The organism is Paenibacillus albiflavus (assembly GCF_004344915.1).
Taxonomy (GTDB): domain Bacteria; phylum Bacillota; class Bacilli; order Paenibacillales; family NBRC-103111; genus Paenibacillus_AM; species Paenibacillus_AM albiflavus.
In genome coordinates, this window is sequence record NZ_SKFG01000002.1 from 1 (window position 1) to 17678 (window position 17678).

Genomic DNA, 17678 nt, shown 5'->3' on the forward strand with positions numbered 1-17678 from the left:
ATGAAACAGATTATTGCATTAGGCGGCGGAGGCTTCTCCATGGAGCCTGAGATTCCATTGCTAGACCAATATATTCTTAAGCAATCGAACTTGGTTAATCCCAAAGTATGCTTCATTCCCACAGCGAGCGGAGATGCGGAAGGATATATTCAGAGATTTTATCAAGCATTTGAAAAATTAGACTGTGTACCCTCTCATTTATCTCTTTCTAGACCGCAAACATTAGATTTAGAAGATTACATCATGGATAAAGATATTCTGTATGTAGGTGGAGGGAATACACAGCATTTGCTGACACTATGGAAAGATTGGAAGCTGGATCAATACATTCGTACAGCTTGGGATCGTGGAATTGTCCTGGCAGGAATAAGTGCGGGATCGATTTGCTGGTTTGAAGAGGGTGTCACAGACTCACTAGGGACGGAATTAACCAGTTTGCGAGCATTAGGTTTCTTACAAGGGAGTAATTGTCCGCATTATGATGGAGAGAGTGATAGAAGACCAAGTTATCACCAATTGATTGAATCGAATCAGATAGGTAACGGTTACGCTACAGATGATGGGGTTGCTCTGCATTATCGAGGCGATGAGTTGTTCCAAGTAGTCAGCTCTAGACCTGGTGCAATGGCGTATCGTGTTGAGCTTGTCAATCATCAAGCCGTTGAAACTCCAATCAAACCGATTTATTTAGGGAAAGTAGAGTAGTAGGATATTACTATATTAGATACATAGTAAATTGATTGGAGACAACGCCTTAATGAACAATAACAACCACCAGGTTTATGGGGAATCTTGCCCTTTATGTGGAGCTACTAATGAATGCAGAGTTCATAGTGGAGATTGCTGGTGCTTTCATACGAAGGTTCCGCAAGAGCTAAGAGATCAAATTCCAGTAGAGTTGAAGGGCAAAGTATGTATTTGCCTCAATTGTGTGGAGAAATACAACAGCGAACAACGTAAATACCCTTAAAGCCGAGGAGGTACATATGAAGAAGAACATGATCTGGTACGGATTAGCCGCATTTATCGTTCTTATTCTTGGATTCATTCTTTATATGATATATCCCACAACAGTTAATTTTGCAGTAGAAGGCGTTAAGTATCGATTAGGTGCTGAGAATCAAAATATACTTAAACCCGTGACCATCCAAGTCAAAGGCACTATGCAGAAAAGCTTGACGGGAGCAAAAACATTCAAGGGAACACTCTACATTGAAGGTGAAGAGATTCCTACAGCTGCCGAGCAAAAAGAACTAATCATCGAATTTGACCCAAAGGGTCAAGGTTACTTGGCATTTCCAAATCCACCAACTTATAAACCGCCTAATTTATCCTATGGAATGAGCTACATTAATAGTGATTTCACTCAAATTTCGATAACTGTCCATGAGAAGGATTTGCTGAATCCAGGTGCTGGTCATTGGAATAGTGGAGATGGATTGATGATAGCTGCACCTGCACAGAATAGAGCTGATGCCTTACATATATCCAACGAACTTATGAAGCCATTCTTACCCTCTCCATTAGAATAGATTATCTCACCGTGTTATAATTTACGGAAGGTAAAGTATGCTTATGACTTATTTACATAAATGGAGTGGACGAGATGAGAAGAGCAATTGCATTAGGTGGCGGAGGTTCACGGGGGTCGTATGAATTAGGCGTATGGACTGCTTTGCGGGAACTAGGTATCGAATACCATATCGTAACGGGCACCTCGATTGGTGCCTTGAATGGCGCCCTTATGGTTCAGCAGGATTATGAGCTGACTTACAAAATTTGGGATACAATTACAGTAGATGATGTCATGAAAGACGGGATTAATTTTGATTTCTCGCTCGATTCCTTATTTAGTCATAAAGATAAGATTAAGACTTTTTTGAAAAAGTATCTTCATTCCCAAGGTGCAGATATAACGCCACTGATTCAGCTCATCGATCGCGTGATTGATGAACAACGAATTCGTGAGTCTGCTATTGATTATGGAGTCGTAACCGTAGAACACCCTTCGCTTAAACCGCTAGAAATAACGAAGCAAGAGATGGAGCCTGAGCTACTAAAGCAATATCTCATTGCATCAGCCTCCTGTTATCCAGCGTTTCCAGTATGCAAAATTGGTAAACAAGGTTATATCGATGGTGGATATTTTGATAATCTACCTATTAATCTTGCACTCAAAATGAATGCCGATGAAGTCATAGCAGTCGATTTGAGCTATGAATTCGAGACGAAGTATCGCAACAAGCCATTCGTCACTTACATATCACCTTCTTGGCCGCTCGGATCAATTCTTTCTTTTAACAAACCGATATTAGATCGAAATCGACAGCTTGGGTATAATGATGCGATGAAAGTGCTAGGTAGATATACAGGCTTCCGTTATACCTTTACAACACAGAATGGCGAAGCATTATATGATGCGATAAGCCGCAGCTATGTCGCTTTGATCGCACGGTTTGAAGCGCAGATTCCATTGGCCGTGAATGAACGAGTTTATCACAATCAGGTGGATGCCAATATCGTAACATCTTGTATTATGCAGCATACGGGGAGTCGGCAGCTTTCGTACTTGGATTATCTTATCCGCGGCAGTGAGGTTTGTGCTGAGATTTTGCAGATTGATCCGATTGAGGTCTATGATTTTACAGCATTTAATGAAATGTTATTCAACCACTTTAGTGACCGAGAGAAATTCAAGCATGAGCAGATGCTCGCCAGATTCAGTCAAATTCAGAACCTCCCTATTTTGAAAAAAGTAATTAGTGAGATGGACAAACAATATTTAATTGGTTGTTTGTTCACCCGCTTGTTGGACAATCCTGATCTGCAGGATTGCCTCAAATGGCTAGTCCCGCTCATTCCTGATGAGCTGACAGCTGCTTTGTACTTAGTGGCAATTGAGCGTAATCAGATGAACGAATCTAATCTTCATGAGTGATTACTGAAAAATCAGCTGTAAGGGTCGTATGATCTAGGCTTAGTGCCTAGATCGATAACGATTCAGAGGTGGAGGCATATTCATGGATCGTTTTCTTATTGGACAATACGGGGGATTCGACTATCAGAAGTTTCATCGTGATTATCGCGACTCATTTTTTGGCATCGAAACTTGTTTGTTTGACAGTGAGGTAGATGTAGAGAATTTGATTCATGAGTCTCGTAAGCATAACTTTCAAGTGGGCATTCATTTTCCGTTTCGAGCAGGAAACTCGAATATAAGAGATGCACTAGTGTTGGCACAGGACGATAAGGTAAGGGAAGAAGCGTTTGCATGGATTCAGCAGGAGCTTGATTATTTAACTAGAATCAAACCTAATTATGTGTTATTCCATTATCCAAAGCCCGTTATTCTGGATGATCGAGTGGATTGGAACCACTGGAGATTTGCAGATGCGAGTGAGTATGTTTATGAAAGCAGTTATTCGTTCGAAGAGTTTGCGTTTAGAAGTGAGCAGTTATTCGAGTGGTTATCGATTCAAGCAGTGAAGTATGATTTTACACCAGTGCTTGAGTTTGATGCGCTTAATCGATATATTTATGACACGAATCTGGTAGAACAATTGCTAGATAAATATAGCAAAATTAAACTCTGTCTTGATACAGGCAGATTATTTTTACAGGAGAAGCTTGATCCCTTCTTTGATGCCAAGCAGATCATTCGAAAATATGCGCATTATGCCGAGGTTATTCACCTGTTTAACATGCAATTTACCGATCGATTGATCAATCATCGCCAGCCCGTGCTGCCTGAGCTTGATCCTGTTGACGGTTGGGCGCCGATAGAAGAATATTTAAAGATTATTCGCGAACAGAATCCGAATGTCAAAATTCAGTTTGAGCATCGATCAGATCTCGTTAGTGACGAGGATCTGCAAAGATGTTACGAATGGGTAGATCAGGTGATGAATAAAGTAAAAATTCGATGAATTAATGAACAGCCAAGGGAGAGATCGCATGAATTCCACTCTGCAAAGTTATCATAATTGGATCGATTATTTAGATCAACTTCGTGAAGTAGATCAAGCAATTTGGCTTAAACCGATTGCGGAAGGCAAATGGTCAGTAGCCGCAATCGTTGCGCATATCATGTGGTGGGATCGCTATTTTCTGGAAATTAGACTTGAAGGCATGATAAAAGGGGAGCAATTGCCCCGCAGCCAAGTTGATGCACAAGCGATGAATCAAGCAGCAGAGCAGTACGCACATTCAGGAATAGCCAAAGATACGCTGATCGATGAAGCAAAGCAGCAGCGCCTGGGTCTTATTCAGTATTTAACAGATGTTCAATTAAACACACAATTTCATATCGGGGAACGAACAATGACCATATGCGACTATATTATAGGTCAATGTGAGCACGATACACATCATATGGATCAGATTCAGCAATTTCTTGTACAAACGACGAATTCTCATTAATTGAGTTGGAGGCATAATGGTGCGTTATCATTTTATTGGAATCAAAGGTAGCGGTATGAGTGCTTTGGCTGGGATCCTAAGTGATTGTGGACATGAGGTGCAGGGAGAAGATATCGAGGAGTTTATTTTTACGCAGAAGTCCCTGGAACATCGGAATATCCCTCTGTATCTATTTGGCAGTGCACCGCTTGATCAGGGGATGATGGTCATTATATCGAATGCGTATCGGGATGATCATCCATCACTCGTTCGATGCCTAGAGCTGAACGTTCCGTATGTACGTTATCATCAATTTCTAGGTGAACTAATCAAGCAATATACGAGCATTGCCATTACGGGTGCTCATGGTAAAACGACGACAACAGGCATGTTGTCACATGCGCTTCGTGCTGTAAATCCAATCTGCAGTCTTGTCGGAGACGGGACAGGCATGGGAGATCAGAATGCGAATCTATTCGTATTTGAAAGCTGTGAATATAAAAGGCATTTCCTTGCCTATCAGCCGGATATCGCTGTCATTACGAACATAGATTATGATCACCCTGATTATTTTTCAAGTGTGGATGATGTTAGGCAAGCATTTGAACAAATGGCGGATCAAACACAAAAGCAGATTATCGCATGTGGCGATGATCAGCAGGTAAGACTGCTTAGGACAAGCACGAATATTCTCTATTACGGATTTGGAGAAGACAATGATCTTCGAGCTGTTAATCTTAATGTACATGAGCAAGGTGTAGATTTTGACGTGTATGATAAGAATCACTTCATTGATCGATTTTCAATATCCGCATTTGGCAATCATAATGTCTTGAATGCTTTGTCTATTATCGGTGTATCGATTCTACTTGACCTTAATTTACAAGTCATCAAATCGCAATTAGGCACTTTTAATGGTGTACAGCGGAGATTTACAGAGAAGAATTGGCATTCCAATGTCGTGATAGACGATTATGCACATCATCCTACTGAGGTGAAAGTGACAATAGAAGCTGCTAGAAGTAAATATCCGAATCGAAAGATCGTAGCGATATTTCAACCTCACACTTATAGCAGGCTGGAGAAACTGCTCGAAGAATTTGCTACTTCATTAGCAGATGCAGATGAAGTTTATTTGTGCCCGATATTCGGGTCGGCAAGAGAGAGTCAAGGCAGCGTCTCAATCGATCATCTTCAAGCCTTGATACCAAATGCACAGTTATTTCCAGAAACATTGGGTAAACTGGCATCTTATACGGATTCCGTTCTTGTATTCATGGGTGCTGGAGATATAGAGAAGTATCAGCAAATGTTGTTCCAGAATGATTCAATCCATCAAACATAAGGGGTACTAACATGAGAACACCAACTGAAATAATTCAATTAGCAGAGCTTTTTGTAAAAGAAGAATTAGGTAAAGATAGCAGCGGTCATGATTTCTGGCATATTCAGCGTGTTAGACAGATGGCCGTTCGTATTGCTGCTGAAGAGGGCGCTGATCTGTTTGTTTGCGAACTCGCAGCGCTCCTGCATGATATACCAGATGAGAAGCTGAATGATTCCAAAGAAGCAGGTTTAAACAAACTGAACTCCTGGTTAGATGAATATGTTGCAGATCATGGTGTGAAAGAGCAGATTCTATCGATCATTACGAACATGTCCTATAGCGGTGGACATAAACCTGCTATGGATTCCCTTGAAGGGCGTGTTGTGCAAGATGCAGATCGACTCGATGCGATTGGGGCAATTGGGATCGCACGTACCTTTGCTTATGGTGGTGCTAAAGGGCGTTTAATGTATGATCCTGAGCATCCGCCAGAGGAGTTCATGACAGAAGAACAATATCGCAAGAGTAACGGCAGCTCGATCAATCATTTTTATGAAAAACTGCTTAAGCTGAAGGATCTCATGAATACAAAATATGCCAAACAGATTGCCACTAGCAGGCACGAATATATGGAGGGCTTTCTAACGCAGTTCTATCAAGAATGGAACTCAGAGGATGGCAAATAAGAGGTAGACGATGAAGAACATTTACCTAATTAGACATTGCAAAGCGGAAGGACAAGAGCCTGAGGCGAGCTTGACTTGTGAGGGTGAACATCAAGCTAAAGAACTAGCAAAACTGCTAAGTTCTTATTCTATTTCGCTTGTTATCACCAGCCCTTATAAGCGCGCGGTTGACACGATCAGGTCATATTGTGATTTGAGTCATATCCCTTGTATTACAGATGCTAGATTACAAGAGAGAGTGTTAAGCAGCGTTCCGATGACAGATTGGATGGATAAACTTCGTGAGACTTATTTAGATCTTGATCTTGCCTATGAGGGTGGAGAATCCTCGAACGAAGCAATGAGACGTGGTATGCAGGTGATAGAAGAATTGCAGCATAGACCAGAGTGCAACGCAGCTCTTATCACACATGGCGCGTTAATGTCTTTAATACTTAAAGCTTACGATCCGGCTTTTGGATTTGAAGAGTGGTTGAATTTATCAAATCCTGATGTTTATCAGATTGCAATTGAAGAACACAAGACGACTGTTTCGCGAATTATCGCACATAAAAAGAATCAACTCGGACAAGGAGAATCTTAGATGGAAATTAGAGTAGCTGGCGTGGAAGATGCAGAACAAATTGCTTATGTACATGTAAATAGTTGGAGAACCTCCTACCGTAATTTGGTATCAGAAGAATATTTGGCAGGTTTGAAAGTGGATGATAGAACGAAGATGTGGCAAACTATTCTATCTACCTATCAGAACTCAAACATCACATATGTTGCAGTAGAGAAGGGCCAAATTGTCGGATTCATTAACGGAGGACAAGCCCGCAATAAGGAAATGCCATATGAAGCCGAAGTGTATGCGTTCTATTTGTTAGAGGAATATCAGAGACAAGGAATCGGATCTTTACTTTTCAATAAGATAACCAAAATATTCCATAATATGGGTTATAAATCCATGATGCTCTGGGTTCTGAAAGATAATCCTTCCTATGCCTTCTATCAGAAGCAAGGCGGAATAAGCTTTGATGAGGAACTCATTACAATAGGGAATGAGCAATTATGGGAAGTTGCAGTAGGTTGGGATGATTTCACACATTTATCATTATGATATACGGATTGGGATTTATTGACGAAGGGATGTCGACCACATGATCATTCGGACAGAGACAATCGATGACTATAAGCAGGTGTATCAGCTGAATTATTTGGCTTTTGGCAACCGTGATGACGAAGCGCAATTAGTGGAGAAGATTAGGCATACAGATGGATTTATCCCTGAACTATCGATTGTGGCTGAACAAGAAAATCAAATATTGGGTCATATCTTATTAAGTAAAGCAAGTGTTGTAGACGGTGATAAGGAGTGCGAAGTGATCGTTTTAGCACCAATTGCGGTTCATCCAGATGATCAGAAGCGGGGAATTGGAGGTAAGCTGATCCAGGAAGGCGTTAAACGTTGTAAGGCTGCAGGTTATCCCCTCATTCTGCTCATCGGACACCCTACATACTATCCAAAGTATGGCTTCAAGCCAGCAAGATCGTATGGTTTGAATTTACAACAGTTCGAAGTGCCTGATAATGTCTTCATGGTAAAAGAAGTGATAGAGGGTTCTCTAGGTACGATTAAGGGGGAACTGAAATATCCGGCCGTTTTTTTCTAAAAAAAATCGAGTGAAGCTAATTTTAAATGTATTTCCTACATTCAAAAGTCAGGATTGGGGCTAAGTTTAGTGTTTGCCTGCATTCTGTACAGGCTAATGCGTCCGAAATGATCAAATCGATAGATTGGGCAATTTTTGACTGTATAAAATGCAGGCAAACTCGTTGAAACGGGACTACCATTAAGAGGTAGCCCGTTTTCTTATTTTAAAAAGGTGTAATACATCTCGGTTTAGTATCAGCATGGAACAGCTTGTTTAATTGGCTTAGATAAGATTCGTCCGATAGCTTGACTAGCTTGTAGTTATATAAGCTAAGGAAGGAAACAGTTCCCATCATTAATGCGGTGAACTCAGATATATCGATTTGAAGTTCGACTTCATAATCAGATGAAGAGGAGATCGTTGGGTAGCCATCTGCAAAATGCACCACTATACTACATTCATTTTCGGTCAATAGGCTGTCATGGATCATCAGCTTCAGCTTGCACGTCTGTTGTCCGAATGAATGTGACGACAATTGAGAGAACAATCGATGCACATCGATGATTCGATACATCAGCCCAACGCCAGACACATTGCTGATATGCGCGACATGGGGTAATAAATCTGTGCTGTCATTGCCTGTTTCACTTAACAAATAGTGAAAATCCTCATCCTGCGTATTAATGACGATCTGACGAATTTGGTCGGCTTGACTATGCAAAAAGGCAAGGAGCTGTGATAAGGCATCAGGTGTCTCAAAAATCAATTCTTTCACGATGAGATCGTTAAGAAGGAAGTTGCTTTCACTCGCCCTTTTGAAATTAAAAATAAGGTAGCCGAGTATTTGGTTATCTTGTTTGTAGCCGACATATACATTGGATGGATCGTCGAACCATCTGCGACACTCGAACTCATGCTTTTCAATCATCCCATGCACGGATGCAGCGTAACGATTATAGCAATCGACCATTGCCTGCTTATCGTCTTTATTCAAATAGATTAGCTTGTCCTTCGGTCCTTTGGGCAGGTTGGCTGGACTTACGCGATACTGATGCATTTTCGGTCCGATTGCAAAGCCCATTTGTTTATAGAAGCTTACGCGAAAAGGATGTAGCAATGCCATACTTGCGCCAGCTTGTCGGTAATGACGAAGGAAGTAAGTTAGCATTTCTTTGGCAATGCGCTCTTTCTTATGCAGTAGATCCACGCATACAGAGCCGATCCCACCTGCAAATACTTTTGCTTCATACACATTGAGGTGAAAATCAAAGAACTTCATGCCACCAAGCATCTCTTCATCGCGAAAATAACCGTAGAAGCCGGTCTCCTGATCCTCATGGTATTGAATGGATGTTCGTGTAATCACATTATTGCGCGCCTGTTCGTTATGTAAGCCATTTGCAGGGTATGCTGCTCCCATTAGGGATACGAATGATGGAATTTCCTGCTCTGTTATTCTGCGAATCTCTCCCATAGCTGTCACTCCTTTTGATCAAAATTTGGACGTCATGTATATACCTTGCAATATAACATAGATCAGCCTTTTTCTAAACTTGCACTTCTCATCTGCATCGTTTATCGTAGAATTATTAACTACATAAGGAGGAATTTCATGCTTAATCCATCACTTGTTCATAATATTTTGACGGCTGCTCTGGAAACAGGGGGAGACTTTGCTGAAGTATTCGTAGAAGATAAAACAGTTGGCAACCTCGGGATGATAGGTGGCGTAGTTGAAACGGCTCTATCTGGTCGAGATTTTGGCGTAGGCGTTCGAATTTTAAATGGTAGTTTTGCCGTCTATGCTTATACGAATGATTTTAGCGAAGCGAATCTGATCAAGGTAGCCAAATCTGCTGCACAGGCTATTCGTGGCAATACCCGCAATCATACGATTGATCTTCGTAAATCAACGCTAGAGAATCAGCATTTAATTCGCATTATGCATAATGATGTTGCCAAAGCTCGCAAAGTTGATTGGCTCCGCCGTGCACATGATGTATCCAAAGGTTACAGTCCGTTAATTTCACAGACTTCCTCAACACTTATCGAGTGGAATCAGAATATTCTGATCGCCAATTCAGAAGGACTATTTGTAGAGGATAGTCGAACTTATACGCGTCTTGTTTTGCAAGCAATCGCAGAATCAGGTGCTGATAAGCAAACAGGAGCACATGGTCCTGGTGCCTATGCAGGGCTCGAATTCATGGAGAACATAGATCTCGACTGGTATGCCAAAGATGCAGCAAGGATAGCATCCACAATGGTAACTGCAAAGCATGCACCAAGCGGTAAACTGCCTGTCGTGATTGACAATGGCTTCGGTGGTGTTATATTCCACGAAGCATGTGGTCACGGACTTGAAGCTACTGCTGTAGCGAACAAGGCATCCGTATTCTCGGATAAGCTAGGTGAGCAAGTAGCGTCACCAATTGTTACAGCTATTGATGATGGAACACTTAAGAATGAATGGGGATCCTTGAACATCGATGATGAAGGAATGCCAACTCAGCGTAATGTTCTGATCGAGAATGGCATACTCAAGAGCTACTTGATCGACAACTTAGGTGGGCGCAAGATGGGAATGGCATCAACAGGCTCTGGACGTCGCCAATCTTATCAATTCGCTCCTACTTCTCGTATGAACAATACGTACATTGAGAATGGAGATTCCACACCTGAAGAGATTATTGCAGCTACTGAGCATGGTCTTTATGCCAAATATATGGGTGGTGGTTCCGTGAACCCGGCAACAGGCGAATTTAACTTTGCCGTTCTCGAAGGTTACATGGTTCGTAATGGAAAGATCGAAGAGCCAGTGAAGGGCGCAACATTGATTGGCAAAGGGATTGATACCTTGAATAAAATTGATATGGTCGGCAATAACCTAGCGCATGGTCAAGGCATGTGCGGTTCTTTAAGCGGAAGTATCCCTGTTAACGTAGGTCAGCCAATGATACGTGTTTCCAATATGACTGTTGGCGGCAGAAAGGGGGAATAGGCGTGGATATTCGTTCATTTCAAGAGAAGCTATTTGCTAGAGGTCAAGAGCTTGGCGTTCATAAATTAGAAATTTATTATCAGCAAGGCCGTTCCACTAGTGTTCGTGTAGTTAAGGGTGAGATCGACGCTTATACGATCAAGGAAAGTGGAGGCTTATCACTTCGTTTAGAACATAATGGCCAAATGGGATATGCCTATACGGAAAAGCTTGATGAGGATTCAATCGATTTCTTGATCGAAGAAGCTCGTCAGAATGCAGGTATCGTTGAAAGCAAAGAGCTCGAAGAGCTATTTGCTGGTTCAGAATCTTATGTAAGCCTTAGTACGTATTCAGAAGCATTAAGCAACGTGGCTCCTGAGAAATTGATAGAGGCTGCTTTAGCGATGGAAAAAGAAGCATTGCAGGCTGATCCTCGCATTACGATGGTCCATACGAGTAGTGTGAGCAATTCGGAGAGCGAAGTGTTTATTGCGAATAATTTAGGACTGGATTGCGCAGCTAAATATAATCAAGCTGTAGCGGGTATTTACGTCATCGCAGAAGAAGGCGGAGAGAAGACTACAGGCGGTTGGTATGAGTATACATTAGAGGATTTTGACCAAGTCGATTACTTAAAAGCAGCTCGTGAAGCGGTTAAGGAAGCAGTTTCCAAACTAGGCGCTGATACGATTGAATCGAGTAATTATCCGGTTATTTTCCGTCAAGATGCAGCAAGTACGATGCTTGAAATCTTCACAAATATTTTCTCTGCTGAAGCAGTTGATAAGGATTTTTCTCGTCTAAAAGGTAAAATCGGTGAACAAGTTGCAGCTAGCATCGTAACGATCGTCGATGATCCTCATATGGCTAATGTACCTGCAAGATGCACGTTCGATGCAGAAGGCAGCGCAACGAAACGTGTTGAAATCATTAAAGAAGGTCAACTCCTAACTTTCTTGCATAACCGCAAGACAGCACAGAAGTTCGGTGTGGAATCAACAGGTCATGCTACTAAAGGAAGCTATCGCGCCAAAATCGGCATTTCTCCGCAGAATTTATTCATTACTGCAGGCGCAACTTCGCTGGAAGATATGATTGGCAGTATGGATAAAGGTCTTATGATTACCGATCTTCAAGGTACACACGCAGGTGCTAATGCAGTTTCTGGCGAGTTCTCATTATCCTGTAATGGATTCTTGATTGAGAATGGAGCGATCGTACGTCCTGTGAATCAGATTACGGTTTCAGGCAACTTCTTTAATTTACTTCAAGACGTAGAAGTTGTAGGGAATGACTTGCGATTCTTGGATAGTTGTACTTCCCCTTCGCTTAAAGTGAAGTCCTTGACGATATCGGGAGCTTAGTAATAGATGAATGGCGAGTGATAATCCGCTAATGGAGAGGAGACAAGACACGATGTATGCGGCAGTTGTTACTCAATTTGGCGGACCAGAAGTGCTGGAGTATCTCGAAGTAGATAGACCGTCTCCTGGTCCGAATCAAGTACTAATCAAAGTTGCAGCAACGAGTGTAAACTATGCGGATATCAAAGGTAGGTACGGGAATAAAGGAGCTGTTCAGCCACCGTACATCCCTGGATTAGATGTTGCTGGGACAATAGTTGCAGTAGGTTCAGAAGTAAGCGAATTTCAGGTGGGACAACGAATCATCGCATTTCCTGCAGGCGGCTCCTATGCAGAATACGTCGTGGCGGATGCAATCCTTACTTACGTGTTGCCTGACTCTATTGATTTTAAAATAGCTGCTGCTTGTCCTATTGTTTCATTTACATCTTACAAGCTGTTAGCTGACGTTGCTCGTATAGTGGCAGGAGAAACTGTGCTTATACATGCTGCAGCAGGCGGGATCGGGACAACGGCAATCCAGTTAGCTAAGTTATTAGGGGCAAGTCAAGTCATTGGTGTTGTGAGCAGCGAATCCAAAATAGATACCCCGCTACGAGTTGGAGCCGATGTCGTCATTGACAGCTCGAAGGAAGATTTTGCTCAGCGTACCCTTGAATTAACTAATGGACGCGGTGTTGATGTCATTCTCGATTCGGTAGCTGGCAGGGTCACTGAGCAAAGCTTGCAATGTCTGGCATGGTATGGACGACTCGTTCAGTTCGGCAACTCAAGTGGTGAAGTAGGAACGGTTCAGTCCAAGGATCTCCATACAAGTTGTCGATCTGTGCTTGGTTTCAGCCTAGGTACAACGAGAGCGCAGCGTCCTCATCTTTTGCGTGATGTTGCAGATAAGGTGCTGGAATTCATAGCGGATGGATCGCTGCAAATGATGATCGGTGATACATTCCCGCTCCGTGACGCGAAACTGGCCCATGAATTAGTAGAGAACAGGCGCAGTCAGGGAAAGGTATTATTAATACCATAGTGATAAGAAAAATGGTGATACAGGAATAGCTCCCTGAATCACCATTTTTTCTTTTATTTAGAATGCTGCTCTGCAGCTGATTGCTCAGGTTGAGATTCCTTCTTTTTACTCGGGATAATCAGATTCAATATTAATGCAGCAAGTGCACCGATCGTAATGCTCGAAGAAAGCAGGTACGAGATGAATGAAGGTACATTATCTAGGCTGCTTGCAGGCAATACGATCACCGCCATCGTCATCAGGATGGGTACACCGATGATCATCATTGCACGTTCGTCGAGATTGATCAGCTGAACAATTTTTAGACCGTTAATGAAGATTGCTACACATACAACACCGAATATACCGTTAATTACGGGCTCTGGAATACAGGTAATTGCGGTTGAAAGTTTAGGGAACAGTCCCAACAGTATAAGCATTCCGCCTCCTGCCATAATCGCCATTCGACTGCCTACACCTGTAATCGCAACTAAGCCGGCGTTGGAAGAATAGCCTGTCATTGGCGTACCGCCAAACAAAGCCCCTACAAAACAGCCTAGTCCTTCACCAACAGCAGCCCGATTTAAACGATCATCCGTCAGTTCCTTGCCAGTCACGGAAGATACAACAAACCAGGTACCCGTTGTTTCAATCAAAATAATGAAATAGATAAACACCATTGTTAGGATAGCGCTCCAATTAAACACTGGTGCACCAAATGGGAAGAATGTCGGGAGTGAAAACCATGGTGCTGCCGATACTGGTGAGAAATCAACTGTGCCAAAGAAAGATGCAGCAATCGTTCCAACTAGGATGGCGACAAGTACAGATATTAAACGCGACAACGTTCCTAGACGCTTGCCTTTGCCACCAAGCAGCATGCATAGAATTAAGATGCCAGCAGATATTGCAGCGATGAGTACATTGGTCCATAGATTTCCTTCGGAAATGAAAATGTTATTCATACCGATAGGCATTAACGCAATTCCAACTATCATAATTACCGTACCGCCAACTAGCGGAGGAATAAATTTACGAACAGATTTGGCAAACCACTTGAGTGGATAACCGATCAGTGCGATGATCAAAGCCCCTGGGAGCAATGCACCTGACATAGCTCCAAGCCCGAGTTTACCGCCAATTGCACCTATAGCACCGATTGGAACGTAGGATGGTCCTTGTACGACTGGAAGCTTTAAGCCAAAGCCTGTTTGAATTAAGGTAGCTAAGCCAGTGCCGAGAAAACACATTTGAATGAAAAAGGCTGTGTCCTGCGTACTTAATGATAAAATACCTGCGATTATGATGGGTGCGATGTACAAATCCATTGCGAGGACATGCTGAAGTCCAAGCAATAAAGCCTTTCCCGGGCTGATTTTATCATCAACTCCGATTACAAGTCTGCCTGACTTAGGTGGTTGTTCCATTGGTGTGAATTTCCTCCTCGTGTATCTTCGACTGTGATTCTTCTCACACCGATTATAGTAGTCTGACATTTATTTGTATACCCTTTTATCGAAAAAACACGAATAATTCATATTTTATTCACTTTAATGTTCGTTTTTAGCTTGATTATTTCGCTGATTTTGCCTAAAATTAGTTTTGTAATCAATAAAGTGACGAAGATCAATGATATCTGAAACAAGGGATACACCTTTTGTTAACATTATACTCAAAGGAGATTATTACATCATGATCATCAACGATACTGTCCTTCGGCAAGAATGGATTGTCGCATGCTTGGCTACTGATCTCACGAATGAACCAAAGCAAGTTTTTATTATGGGAGAGCGAGTAGCTCTATTCCGTACGGAGGAAGGCGTTCATGCATTTAAAGATTTATGCATCCATCGTGGAGCAGCGCTTTCATTAGGTTGTGTCAAAAATGGTCAGCTTGTATGCCCATACCATGCTTGGGAGTACAATACTGAGGGTGAATGTACGAAAATACCACAGCTGCCAGCTAGCCAAGCGATTCCTGCTAAAGCACGTGCAACGGTATATGGCTGCAAAGAACAATATGGCTTTATTTGGGTCAATTTGAGTGGAGATATGGAAGGAGCACCTTTCTTCCCATTCCCGGAATTTGAAGATGATCAGTTTCATAAAGTGATGTGGGGACCTCAAGTAGTTGCAGCCAAGCCTCCACGTATTATTGAAAATTTCCTTGATGTTGGACATTTGGCTGTCGTTCACGAGAATTATTTAGGTGTTTCCGATCATACCGAAATTGGGGATTATCGTGTGATTCGTGATGAACGGGGGATTCATTCGGAGGAGATCGAAGTGTTCCAACCTGATCCGGACGGCTCAGGACAAGCGAAGAATGTATATTATACCTATGCGATCGATCGTCCGATGACTGTTCATTTTACTAAACGAGATAAAGAAACAGGAAACCTCATGTCGATTCTATTGACGGTACAGCCTCGCGATACCGAAACATCGGTAGCCTATGGCGTAATGTGCTTCAACTATGATACTGGCAACAGTGATGAAGAGTCTGTCGAATTCCAAGATATGATTTTTGCACAGGACAAGCCGATTGTAGAAAATCAGAAGCCTGAAGATCTCCCGCTTGATTTGCAAGTTGAATTATCGTTAAAATGCGACCGCGTTAGCATCGCATATCGCCAGTATCTGAAGGAACTCGGTGTGAATTGGGGAACGGCTTAATATCACACAATAATCGAAAGCCTCTTGCAAGCATTAGAGTTTGCAAGAGGCTTTTTTACATTTATCTCAATTGTGCCAAATCGAACTCGGGTACTAATCTTTCTTTCATCGCGCGTCCTAGCAATGCTTCAATAGCCTGGTAGCCTGCCTCGCCAAGATTAGCAGAGAATTCGTTTACGTATAAGTTAATGTGTGCTTTCGTCACTTCAGGCGACATTTCTTGCGCATGAGAGAGTACGTACTGCTCCGATGCCTCCGGGTTCGCCCATGCATATTCAACGGATTTGCGAATCCACCCTTCGATGGCTTTAAGATCGAGTGATCTACGAACGATAATCGCGCCTAGTGGAATCGGTAGCCCTGTATCTGCTTCCCACCAATTACCTAGGTCTGCAAGCAAGGTTAATCCATAATTTGGATATGTAAAGCGTGCTTCATGAATGACTAGACCCGCATCAATTAACCCATCACGTACGGCTGGCATAATCTCATGGAAAGGCATCACGATTATTTCGCCTACGCCTCCAGGAACATTCTGAGCTGCCCAAAGTCTAAAAAGAAGATACGCAGTTGACCGCTCGCTTGGAACAGCTACTTTCTTACCGCTTAGTGCTGCTGCACCTTGTTTACCGCCAACTTCATCTCTGGACAGTACAAGCGGTCCACAGCCTCTGCCTAGTGCACCTCCGCAAGGTAATAGTGCATATTTGTTAAGTACCCATGGAAGGGCGGCATAGGATATTTTCATAATATCTAGCCCGTCATCTGTCACTGCAAGATAGTTCGTAATATCGACATCGGCATAGGTAACGTCGAACTTAGGTGCATCAGGGATAAGTCCATGAACTAAAGCATGGAAGATGAATGTATCATTGGGACAAGGTGAAAAAGCAATTTGCATTTATAATACCTCCTTCAAAATGGAGCATGCCTGTTCGAGTGCTTGCAGAGCTTCCCCGATTCGCCATGCGGAACGATCCCTTGGACCAACAGCGTTCGATATCGCTCGGATTTCAATTGCAGGGATTCCTTGGATCTGTGCGGCAATGGCTACTCCGTAGCCTTCCATAGCTTCAGCGGTTGCTCCTGGCACACGTTTACTTAACTCTAAAGCAGTTTCCTGTGAGCCAGTAACTGTTGTTACGGTGAGTATAGGTCTAGCGATAGTAGGCAGATGAGCATCGCTCAATGCTGCAGTCACTTTGTTAATAATCTCAGGATCTACGGATATGCGTGAAGAACCGAATCCTAGCTCGTCTACGCTTAAGTAACCATCAGGTGTCTCCGCGCCAAGATCAGCGGCTATGATCTCGCTAGATATGACAATTGATCCAATGTCAGCTTGTCCGATAAATCCACCGCCAATTCCAGCGCTTATGACAAGTCCATAATGTTCATTTTGTAACGCAAATGCTGTATTGGCACCTGCAGCTGCAGGTCCAACGCCTGCTAATTTAACATCAAATCGGTTATCTGCCTGAAGTCCACGCAATACCGCTTCTCTCTCGGCCTCAACGGCAGTCATGATCAGTATACGTTTATCAGGTTTTGTAGAATTTTTCACATCATCTTGCATTAGAAAATCTCCTTATCATGAGCAT

19 protein-coding genes are annotated in these 17678 nt (G+C 42.6%); 15 read left to right on the forward strand and 4 right to left on the reverse strand.

Annotated elements, in window-relative coordinates; all coding sequences use genetic code 11:
• The 11 genes from E0485_RS03050 to E0485_RS03100 form a co-directional block, all read left to right on the forward strand.
• Nucleotides 1-705, forward strand: a 705-nt coding sequence (locus E0485_RS03050; protein WP_132416491.1) for a Type 1 glutamine amidotransferase-like domain-containing protein, incomplete at its 5' end; no start/stop codon positions are given.
• Between the two features lie 52 nt (nt 706-757).
• Nucleotides 758-970 carry a cysteine-rich CWC family protein gene (locus E0485_RS25835; RefSeq protein WP_132416493.1) on the forward strand — a complete coding sequence of 71 codons (213 nt, stop codon included), beginning with the start codon at nt 758-760 and terminating at the stop codon, nt 968-970.
• Between the two features lie 16 nt (nt 971-986).
• Nucleotides 987-1532 (forward strand): hypothetical protein, encoded by a 546-nt coding sequence (locus tag E0485_RS03060; protein ID WP_132416495.1) that lies wholly within the window; start codon nt 987-989, stop codon nt 1530-1532.
• Between the two features lie 74 nt (nt 1533-1606).
• The gene (locus tag E0485_RS03065; RefSeq protein WP_132416497.1) at nt 1607-2938 is read left to right on the forward strand and encodes a patatin-like phospholipase family protein; all 1332 of its coding nucleotides are present in this window, start codon (nt 1607-1609) and stop codon (nt 2936-2938) included.
• 82 nt (nt 2939-3020) lie between these two features.
• Nucleotides 3021-3926 carry a sugar phosphate isomerase/epimerase gene (locus E0485_RS03070; protein WP_132416499.1) on the forward strand — a complete coding sequence of 302 codons (906 nt, stop codon included), beginning with the start codon at nt 3021-3023 and terminating at the stop codon, nt 3924-3926.
• 28 nt (nt 3927-3954) lie between these two features.
• The gene (locus E0485_RS03075; protein WP_165921064.1) at nt 3955-4419 is read left to right on the forward strand and encodes a DinB family protein; all 465 of its coding nucleotides are present in this window, start codon (nt 3955-3957) and stop codon (nt 4417-4419) included.
• A 16-nt stretch (nt 4420-4435) separates the two neighbouring features.
• Nucleotides 4436-5743 carry a UDP-N-acetylmuramate--L-alanine ligase gene (gene murC / locus E0485_RS03080; RefSeq protein ID WP_132416503.1) on the forward strand — a complete coding sequence of 436 codons (1308 nt, stop codon included), beginning with the start codon at nt 4436-4438 and terminating at the stop codon, nt 5741-5743.
• 11 nt (nt 5744-5754) lie between these two features.
• Nucleotides 5755-6411: an HD domain-containing protein gene (locus tag E0485_RS03085; RefSeq protein WP_132416505.1), complete on the forward strand. Its 657-nt coding sequence runs from the start codon at nt 5755-5757 to the stop codon at nt 6409-6411.
• Nucleotides 6412-6421: 10 nt separating this feature from the next.
• Nucleotides 6422-6994: a histidine phosphatase family protein gene (locus E0485_RS03090; protein WP_132416507.1), complete on the forward strand. Its 573-nt coding sequence runs from the start codon at nt 6422-6424 to the stop codon at nt 6992-6994.
• A complete protein-coding gene (locus E0485_RS03095) occupies nt 6995-7513 on the forward strand; it encodes a GNAT family N-acetyltransferase (RefSeq protein ID WP_132416509.1) in 519 nt (172 codons plus the stop codon). It begins immediately after the preceding gene.
• Nucleotides 7514-7553: 40 nt separating this feature from the next.
• Nucleotides 7554-8066 (forward strand): GNAT family N-acetyltransferase, encoded by a 513-nt coding sequence (locus tag E0485_RS03100; RefSeq protein WP_132416511.1) that lies wholly within the window; start codon nt 7554-7556, stop codon nt 8064-8066.
• 205 nt (nt 8067-8271) lie between these two features.
• Here the strand turns inward: E0485_RS03100 and E0485_RS03105 are convergent, their stop codons facing one another.
• Entirely contained in the window at nt 8272-9522 is a 1251-nt protein-coding gene (locus E0485_RS03105; RefSeq protein ID WP_132416513.1) for a GNAT family N-acetyltransferase, read from the reverse strand.
• A gap of 138 nt (nt 9523-9660) precedes the next feature.
• Here E0485_RS03105 and E0485_RS03110 point away from each other — a divergent pair, with 138 nt between their 5' ends.
• Genes E0485_RS03110 through E0485_RS03120 form a run of 3 tightly spaced genes read left to right on the forward strand, consistent with a single transcriptional unit; the run spans nt 9661 to nt 13422 of the window.
• Nucleotides 9661-11049 (forward strand): TldD/PmbA family protein, encoded by a 1389-nt coding sequence (locus E0485_RS03110; RefSeq protein ID WP_132416515.1) that lies wholly within the window; start codon nt 9661-9663, stop codon nt 11047-11049.
• Between the two features lie 2 nt (nt 11050-11051).
• Entirely contained in the window at nt 11052-12395 is a 1344-nt protein-coding gene (locus E0485_RS03115; RefSeq protein WP_132416517.1) for a TldD/PmbA family protein, read from the forward strand.
• Nucleotides 12396-12447: 52 nt separating this feature from the next.
• Nucleotides 12448-13422 carry a quinone oxidoreductase family protein gene (locus E0485_RS03120; protein WP_132416864.1) on the forward strand — a complete coding sequence of 325 codons (975 nt, stop codon included), beginning with the start codon at nt 12448-12450 and terminating at the stop codon, nt 13420-13422.
• 53 nt (nt 13423-13475) lie between these two features.
• On the opposite strand, the gene E0485_RS03125 is transcribed toward E0485_RS03120, so the two are convergent.
• Entirely contained in the window at nt 13476-14828 is a 1353-nt protein-coding gene (locus E0485_RS03125) for a uracil-xanthine permease family protein (protein ID WP_132416519.1), read from the reverse strand.
• A 265-nt stretch (nt 14829-15093) separates the two neighbouring features.
• On the opposite strand from E0485_RS03125, the gene E0485_RS03130 reads away from it, so the two are divergent.
• Nucleotides 15094-16077: an aromatic ring-hydroxylating oxygenase subunit alpha gene (locus E0485_RS03130; RefSeq protein ID WP_132416521.1), complete on the forward strand. Its 984-nt coding sequence runs from the start codon at nt 15094-15096 to the stop codon at nt 16075-16077.
• Between the two features lie 61 nt (nt 16078-16138).
• Here the strand turns inward: E0485_RS03130 and E0485_RS03135 are convergent, their stop codons facing one another.
• Together E0485_RS03135 and E0485_RS03140 are read right to left on the reverse strand one after the other, a co-directional pair.
• On the reverse strand, nt 16139-16978 hold the full coding sequence (locus E0485_RS03135; RefSeq protein WP_132416523.1) for a 1,4-dihydroxy-6-naphthoate synthase: 840 nt from the start codon (nt 16976-16978) through the stop codon (nt 16139-16141).
• Nucleotides 16979-17653, reverse strand: a complete 675-nt coding sequence (locus tag E0485_RS03140; protein WP_132416524.1) for a futalosine hydrolase — start codon at nt 17651-17653, stop codon at nt 16979-16981.
• Nucleotides 17654-17678: the final 25 nt, after the last annotated feature.